3 protein-coding genes are annotated in these 9,109 nt (G+C 39.5%); 1 reads left to right on the top strand and 2 read right to left on the bottom strand.

Annotation, left to right across the window (positions count from 1 at the left end; translation table 11 throughout):
• The first annotated feature begins 124 nt into the window (after positions 1-124).
• The gene (locus tag GNF10_RS32520) at positions 125-370 is read left to right on the top strand and encodes a hypothetical protein (RefSeq protein WP_185592657.1); all 246 of its coding nucleotides are present in this window, start codon (positions 125-127) and stop codon (positions 368-370) included.
• Here GNF10_RS32520 and GNF10_RS32515 read toward each other — a convergent pair.
• Both GNF10_RS32515 and GNF10_RS32510 read right to left on the bottom strand, forming a co-directional pair.
• Complete coding sequence (locus GNF10_RS32515) at positions 367-1,137, bottom strand: hypothetical protein (RefSeq protein WP_185592659.1); 771 nt, start codon at positions 1,135-1,137, stop codon at positions 367-369. The two genes, GNF10_RS32520 and GNF10_RS32515, sit on opposite strands and share 4 nt — an antisense overlap.
• A 7-nt stretch (positions 1,138-1,144) precedes the next feature.
• Entirely contained in the window at positions 1,145-8,905 is a 7,761-nt protein-coding gene (locus GNF10_RS32510; protein WP_185607364.1) for a hypothetical protein, read from the bottom strand.
• Positions 8,906-9,109: the final 204 nt, after the last annotated feature.

The raw sequence follows: 9,109 nt of genomic DNA, 5'->3' as shown, positions 1-9,109 counted from the left end.
CTTTACAAAGGGATTGAGTGGTTTATGTAGTTTTCATTAAGCAATCTATTTACTAGATGATTTTATTTATGAGTACTGCTTTTAATAGTTGTCAGCGAATTGATGGAGGAATAGATAATTTTTTATGAAGAGCGATAAACTTTTAGGATGGATAGAAAAGATTGTTGTTTGGTCTTTAATGGGGATGCTATGTTTGGTCGGGTTAGGCAGATTGCCTGTTAACCCGACGAGTTTGTTTGACTTTACTGCGTCTTTTTACTATTTTGCTGTTGCTGTTGTTATTTGTCCTAAGACCCCCCTGAGTTTTAATAAAAAGCTGCTTTTTGGATTTATAGCTTTTATGTATGGCGTGTGGTTTGGGTTGATTTAATCTAGCTCTTTAGCAGAATCCTGGTTTTTGAATTGTTTTTGACTCTGTTCGCGGCGTGCTTGTTGCTCATTGAACAGAGTCTTGAAACGTTCAAATTCCTCTTTGGTGACATTATTAATGGTGATAGAGTACTCTTCTGAGTTATTGTCATGAGATGCCAAGAGTACTTCTCGACTTTGTTCAGAATCAGGCAAATTTCTATCAAGGCTAAGAGTTTGCGAATCTTCTTCTAATTTTAGACTTGCAGTATATTCTTTACTTTTATAAATGATACCTTGTGTCTCTTTATCTGATTTTCCAAATATATCTAAACGGTTTAAAATTACAGGAATAACAAACTGTCTAATTTGGGAATCGGCGGTAAGAGATTGTACTCTATCTTCTGGACTCTCTTCTACTGGGTTGCCATTATTGTCGTCATTTTTATTTGTGGGGTTTTTTAGAATCTCTGGTTCAATTGTCGTTCCTGTGAACTGGCTTGCTTCGGCTTGTGAAGATGACTCTTGATTAACTTTATTAACAAAAGTGATAAGTTTAATTTCTGTAGAGTTTACTTTTGCTTCATCTTGCAGTATTTCACTGATTCTGTTAATTTCCGAATTCAACCGTAGCACAGCCTCTTTTGTTTCCTCAGCAGTTGGAGGCTTTTTTGTAGATTCTTCAAATTTATCATCAGGGATGTTAAGCTGTTTGATCAATTCTCTAAGGAGACTGGCTTGCATAGCTGGAGTTAAACCTTCTACTGGAAGTTCGATTAGTTCTTTCATACTAAAATTACCTCTCCACTAAATCTTTTTTGACATCTTTGAGAGCATTATTGATACGGGAATTCATGAGTTGAAAATCCTGTAATGTTTCATCACTGATGTTACTTACTTGGGTTTTCCCTTCTTTGACATATAATAATATGTTGTCATTTTTATCTTTAACTAAGTAAATTTTGTCTTGGGCTTTTGTAGCAATTTGGTATTTTTCTGTTTGTACTGACATAATGCCATTGATATCTTCCTGTCCAATGATTTTAACTAAACTTTGGGCAAGACTGGTCATTTCATTAATTTTTTCTAGCTCCTTAATATCTTGCTCCATTGCCTTAAAAGCGTTTTCAAGACTGATATTTTCTTTGATATATAAATCAGTTACCTCCTGAATTCTATTGAGATATGTTTCTGATTTACCGAGCTTTTCAGCTGCTACATACCAGTCTTGAAGATTTTGCATTGTATTAGCTTTCATCCGCTCGATAATACTATCCATCGCTCCAACCTGCTGCATTCTGGGTTGAGAAGGTGATGCGAGTGCTTGGTCAATATTTGGTTGTTGACTTTGTTGTGGAGGGAAAATGCTCTTGTCTTTAGCAATAAACGAGTTATGTAATACTTGTGTATTGGAAGAAATAGTGTTGGTACTAATTTTGGTATTTTCTACAGAATTAAATACAGCGTATCCTTGGGAAGTTTGTTCTACCTTGTACCCTTTTTCTTGAAGGTAATTTTGAACTAATTGGTCACTTCCTTGTGCATTTGCGACTATGAAAGAGCTTTTCGCTTCTATTGCTTTATTAAGTAAAGGTTTGTAGTGATTTTCAAATATTTGAGCAATTTGCTCGCTTGTCACTCCGCGCCACGGGCCAGACCCAGACACCATAATAATGTCGTCTTTCGAGTAATTTCCTGTGTTGGCACGTTCTCCCCATGCTTGCTCGTAATTACGGGTGCTTGAAGGTGTTTTGGGGGACGCAGCTGATTTACCGATAAACTGGGTAGCTATTTGTGCCATCGCAATATCTTTTTTCATGTGTTCAGCGACGGCGGCGTTTATAGGTTCGAGTTGGGATAGTGGATTTGTTAGCGGCCGATCAGTCTGTTCGGATTTTTCCTGCTGAGTTTGTACTGTAGTTTGTTGTGACTTTTCAACTACATTGGTGTATGCTTCGCTGAGGGCTTGAATAAATGCGGATTCCTTACCCTTACCTTCCCACTGTTTATCCTGGGCGTTAGTTATATTGGTACAGTTTTCCAGCCACTCAGTTCCTCCGCGTTTGGCGATCGCCTCAGTTAGCCGGGGGTGTTGTTCGAGTTTAGCCTGAAGCACTTCTACCATTAACTTGTATTCATCAGCTGATGGATGCAACTGCTTTCGGTGGTTAAATGCGTGTTCGGCGGATGCGTATGCTACTCCTTCAGGTTTTTGGACATGGTTCTCTACTCCATACTGTCCGGCGGGAGCTTCTGGATTATTATTGACTGAAACTTGGTAATCGTTTTGCAGCTTGCCTTGTTCTTTTGCGAGTGCAGTGGCAAGGCTAAGTGCTACTCCAAGTCCATCTTTGGAGTCGGGGCTGATATTTATCGGGGTGACAGTTTGTTTTTGGATGGCTGGAAACGGAACAATTTTGCCATTAACATAATCCCCTAGCGGCTCCATGAATAATCCATATACCTGACTCTTACTCGCCTGGGTTTGGGTAAGTTCTTTCGGTGAATGCTTTTCCCATTTCGCCCAGGCTTGCTGGTAACTTGGATCTCGAATCATTTCGGGGGTAATTTTGTACTGCTTACCCACCCGAAAAGCAACTTGCTCACCGTTTTTACCTTGGGCGATCGCAATATCTCCCTCTTTGACACCATAAGTTTTGTGGTAATCTACACCTCTGGTAGTGTGTATCCTACCGTATCCGCGCATGGCATCGATGGTTGTATCAGCTGGTACTTTGGAAGGTTCGCCGTGCAGATGTAGCGAATAAACCATTGGTACTGATTTTCCAGATATAGTCGGGTTGTCTGGAATCTGAGGGTTAGCAGCGCGTGCCGCAGTGGAATTCCCGATGGCGATAATTTCTTCTACAGTTGGTTGGTTTGAAGGGTGTGAAGGTATGTTTCGGGTGACTTCTCTGAGGCTTGTATAGCTACGTTCTACTTTAATTTCTCCCCCAGGTGTCCACTCGTTAGTTTTGATGCTAAGGTCGCTGTTGCTTTGGACTATCGCACGAGGAGGTTGGTTTGAGGCGAGGAAGTTTTCAAATTTTTGGCGAACGCTGTTTTGTCTGCCCAGGTCATTTTTAATTGACCAGATGTTGATAGACCATCTGCCAGCCTCAGTATTCAGGGCAGCGTGTTCGTTCTTGCAGTTAAAGCGGGTTACAGTACCGGACTCAAGTTTAAACTCTTGGTATTGTGCGTCCTGATTTTCCTCCCTAGTCCATGCCATTCGTTCCTTAGCAGCGCGATATCCCCAGTCAGAATTTCCGATATTAATGCTGCGGGCTTCCGTCGCGGCGTAGGAGTCATCGCGGTGGTAGTTGATGCCAGCGCCGGGGTTTTCGGAGTAAGTGACCAGCACAATATCCGCATCAGGATATACCTGCTTGACAAGTTCCATTAACCTGTCGTCCTGTATCCCTGGCTTGAAGTCTTTATCCTTCAAATCCCATTTTGCACCGACCCATGCAACTTGTCTCAGTAGTGCGTAGTTGGATTTATCGTTTTCAAGTACGGGTTTGAGGTGGATTTCAAGGTGCGATCGCAATTGTTCTACTTTTTCCTCGCTTACCTTACCCAATATTTCGATAGCTTTGGTTTGATCAGCTTGGCGCGAGTTTGGTAGTAATATTGCTTGGTTATCAGCTTTTAACTTTGTGTTTGTTGATACTTGTATGTCAACTGCGTTTTTGTAAACTTGTGAAATACCTGCAACTGTAGCGTTAGTATTTGATTGAATGTTAGTTATATTATTTTCTGGTACAGCTTTTGCAGGAATAATTGGTACTTGAGAATTTTCTTGATTAAGTTCTCTGGGACGGTTAGGTAGTGCTTGTAGAGCTTTTTTGTACTCACTATTTTCTGGAATTTGGTTTAATTCTAAACGACTACCTTCATCTGCAACTTTTTGATTTAACTCTGCACTAAGTTGTTCGTAACGGTCAAATCCATCAACTTCACCGATATTAATCGGTTCTCCAAGTAAACTATTTAATTCTTTGTTTATTTCTCCGAGAATTTCATTTTTATTAAAAATAAATGTAGCTATCTTTCTCTCAATAAAATAATGTTTTTCAGTAGATTTTGATTCTAGCCAAGTGGCTACAGCGATCGCGTCTTGTGCGGGAACAACTAATCCGAGAGCTTCTTTAGCTTCTAAGAGCGATCCATCTGGCGAACTATATTGTTGGTTTGGGTTATAAAAATATACAGTTTGTTCTGGAACGACTGGAGGGATTTGTGACGGTGTATCTGCACTCTTGATATTACCACCAGCACGGTCAATAAAGGTTTGTTTTAGTTCGTCACTAATAGTACTTTCATCAAGTACGAATACAGTCATACCTTTTTTGGCTTCTAACCGAGCTTGTGATCCGGGAAGCTGTTCGTATGATACTCCTACTTTTTCTAGATATTTTTTGGTTTTTCCGGCTATATGTTCATCAACTGCTAATCCTAAAAGCCCTACTAATTTTTGTTCTTTATCTTGGAATATGATTGTAGGACGTTCGTTAATTTTACCGAGTATTTGGCTGCGTTTTTGTTGCTGTTCGTTCCTCACAGGCAGCTCATTACTGATAAGCTGACTGCGCTTAACCCATTTGTCAGGATACTCTACTGTTTCTGGATTAATAGTTATTTTACAGGTACTTTCATTACTGGTAATCTCTACAGGGATACTAGTTCGTTGTTGGTTTAAGCGAATAATACCTGTATCAATTAGTTTTTGTACAGTGCTAGTTTCTTTCCTTTGCCACTGTCTTTGTACATTCTCTCTATTTAACTCGGCTTCGAGGCGTTCAGTATGCTGACCAATAATACCGAGTGATTGATCAGCAATTTTAGCAATATAAACGTGCTTTTTATCAAATCCTCTAACTAAAGTTTCTTTAAATTCTTGGTTGCTAATCTCCTGTTTTTTGTACTTGGGATTAGTAATATTAATTCGTAAAAAATTTCCCTTAGATGTCTCTGCTATTGCATAGGCATTTTGTCCGGTGATGATGGTTTGAATTTTAAGCTGTAACTGTTGCCCATTACCGGGTTTTTCTGCTAGCCAACCTTCAGCAATACCCTCTTTGATTGATTCCTTATCAATGTTCCCTAGTTTCTCAGGTTTATTACCATTTTGAAGATAAATGCTATAGTCTTCACGAATAAGGTCAACCTTTTCGATTGTTAACATTACAGGTTCATTATTAAACCTTTGGGAATTTCCAAACTTATTAACTTCACCTACTTTAAAGGTAAGTTCTGGTAGTCCGGGTACTTTGGTTGTAACAGAGGTGGTATATACTTCACCTTTTTCAACGCTAGCAATAGCAGTAGTACCAATTGTTAGTCGCGCGTTACTTTGTTCTATATTTCCAAATGTTTCGTAATTACCTTCCTGATTCTGGAGTTCAATGACACTTTTTCCATCTTCAGCTAGATTAAATCGAATATTTTGAGGTTTATTTTCATAAAATAATTCACTACTGCGGTCGAAGCCAGTGATACTAAACTCGTTAAATCTGAGTGTGTCTAACTGACCGATAATCTCTTGAGGAAAGGCAGCAAAGGCAAAATTAGAAACTTTCTTTTGGTAATCGCTACTTTTATCATTAGTGCTTTCACGAGTAGTTGATACTGCCCAGGTAGCAGCTGCCATTGCTAGCTTTTGTCCTTCTGGAATTGAATTGTAAAATTCTTCTGCTATCTGGTAGGCTTTTTGGTAAATAAGTTTAATTTGACCTTCGCTTAGTTCAGCTTGGAAGGCTATTTTGTTAGACGTTACTTCCTGTCCAAGTATAATTCCTATTTCTTCGGGTTTGTTTTCTTGCTCCTTAGCAAGTGTTCCTAATGCCCTAAACTTAGGTTTACCGTTCTCAGTCTCATCGTTAATTTGGGCATAAACTACATATTTATGCGGGCGGTTACTGTTGCGCTTGTCCTCAGATATTTCCGAGAGCTTGATTGTAACTTTATTCGCTTTCCAGATAAATTCGTTGTCATACTGTAAAAGATTAGTTACACTTACTTGATTGCCGTTAGCAAGGGTAATATTTGCAGACGGCCCTTTTTCAGTTTCTTTTTGTCTAGATAGCTGACTCGCTTGGTTAAAGGATTTGTCGAATTCTTTTTTGACAAGAGTAGCTCTTAATCGCTGTTCGTTAGAAAACTCGACACCTTTAAATAAAGCTTGAAATTGTGCGATTTCACGCGATTCGAGACGAGCTTTTTCAAAATACTGGTTGGTTTGAGCAATTAGTAATTCAACAGGCGAGTATCCCGTCGGTTGAATTGTATTGTCAATATAAACATCTTTTTTCTTATCCTTAATATAGTTAACTTCCCGGTGGAGAATCCGACTGTTGTTGCGGATAATTTCCATTTCGGGTTTTTTGGCACTTTTGAAGAGGTCAACTGCAATTTGGTTTTGAAATGCTGCCTCGGCAATCATTTCGCGGTACACCTGGGTATTAGTGTTCATTGCTACTAGTGCATTGATCTGGTTTAGGGGTTCTTGCCGAACAGTTTTGATAAACTCTTCCATGTAACCGCGATACTTGGTCGGAATTTCCTTCCCTTCAATACCCTTGGATTTTGCCCAGGCTTCTGTTTTAAATAAATCTTCGTAATGTTTGACTACCTGCTGTACGTACTCAATTTGCTCTCTCTCGCTACCAAAGTTTTTCAGAATAGTAATTTCTGACTCTAACGCCTCAATTGAGGTCAGGTGATTGTTGATAACACCGACACTAATGCCATCGCTCATGTGGATGGCGATTTCTTCAAATTCCGGCTGACTGCCATCTTCCTGGTAAAAAGATTGTTTTTTGAGTTTAACAGTTGGATCGTAAGCGTTTTCAGGGAGGTTGCGCTCCCTTGCCTCGGCAGTGAGGTTTGGATACCTGCTTGCCCGCTCAAAGCCAATACAATCACCATCGTAGTCGCGTGCCTGACGCTCTTGTTCGGACTCTTGAGGAAGAATTTCTAGTTCGTAACCAGCTGACTTTAGTTCTGAAATATACTCATTAAATTTGTTGGTAAACTCGATTTTGTCTTTAGTTTCGAGCTTGCTGATATTTTGATCTAAGTAATTTTTAATACCTTTTAACTGAATATTTTTACTTTGAGCTTCTGAGAGGATAGATTTAACCTCCTCGTTAAGGCGGTTATAAATGCGATCGCTTGTTTCGTCTGAGACAGCGATCGCACCCGCTAGAGGTTGACCATCAGGCCCAAGGATATCTTCTACAACTTTGTTAGTTGAGACGCACAGACCATTTGAGTTGAGGAAAGGGGAGCGGAAGTTGAGAACTTCTTCCCCGCCTTGATAATGCGGGATGCAGATATCCCCATTTTGCAGGTCTTTGGAGGGAATCACCATTGCCCGCTCAAATGTGAGCGTCTTGCCGATGGCGATTTCTTTCCACTCGTTTTGAACGAACCGGGCGAGTTCGCGCTGTACTTTCTCAGTTTCAAGAAGTTGACCCTCTCCTTGCAGGTCAGCTTTGATAAGTTTGTAAATAAACGAGTCAGTAGCAATGCGATCGCCTACGGCAGGCGCTCCCGCGCCATCGCGCAAAGTTTCTAACTCTTCTACTACTGTTGGATCTTCTACTGCTTGTTCTTCAAGAAAAGCTTTCCGTTTCTCGTACTTTTTGCAGTAAAGTTGTGCAAGTTGCCGGGGGTCGTCCTGTACTTCCTTAAGCTCTTTGGCTTCAAGTTCTAGCTGTTCGGTAAAGTCTTTCAGCCCGTTAGGGAATGAAGCGAGTAACTGCGAGATAGCTGTTTTACCGAGTTCAGATTGTGATTTTTCACCTAGCCAGATATTTTGCCTGTACAGTCCAGGTTGAATTTGGGGCTTGCTTGGCCCATTAGGGTTGTCTTTATCAGTTCCCTTGAATGCAGATAAGGGAAGAATTAAGTCAATTTTAGTTGAGTTGTTGGGATCTGAATAATTGAGGATTTGGTCAAGGTTTGCAGGGCGTAGTGTACCTTTGCCAAAGCGGTATTTGTTATCGTCTCCGTCTTGGTCAGTCCAACCGAAGCGGTGTTGAATTACTCGATATTTATCACCTTTTTGATGCTTAGTTAATTCGTGATATAGGTCTGTGGATATTTGCCCGTAACAGTCTCCTGTTAGCTGATATGCTTGGTCATTACTAATAACGCCGCCATTCTCACCATTATTATCATCGACAATTAGAATATTTAACTCTTTCTTGACAGCATTTTGACATGAACCAAGAAAGATAGACCCGTAAGCACCTCTATCTTTGTTATCAGGGCATAATTGTTTAATTGTATCTAGACATTCTTCCGGCCCATATAACAACCGAGTTTTTGATGATAATAATAATTTATGACCTTCAGGATGATTAATTAATTGTTCCACAGTAGACTTTTCGTCCATATGCCCAAACGAAAAGTTTACCCCAGGAAAGAAATCTTCTAGTAAGGTATTATTAAGTTCTTCCTTTAACAGCGAATCTGGATTATTTGTATTACCATCTGTATGAATCCATTGATTTAATCTAGTGTCAAAATGTTTAGCTTGAATTGTCATATATGAACAATTAAACTTATAAAATTAAATATAAATTTTTACTTTTTGGCACTAAAATACCCTTAAAGTTTGATTTTACTTTCTCTATATTGGTAATTTATTAAACAATTTTCTAATTTCTATTTGCAAAATAATTAGGGCTTGCTGGTTAAGACTGAAACCCTTGTATAAATAGTGATTGAAGTCTATAAATCGAACAAAAGT

The sequence above is a fragment of the Nostoc sp. UCD121 genome (assembly GCF_014222285.1).
Classification (GTDB): Bacteria; Cyanobacteriota; Cyanobacteriia; order Cyanobacteriales; family Nostocaceae; genus Nostoc.
Note: the sequence above shows the minus strand (reverse complement) of the source record. Positions and strands in the feature narration are given on the sequence as shown.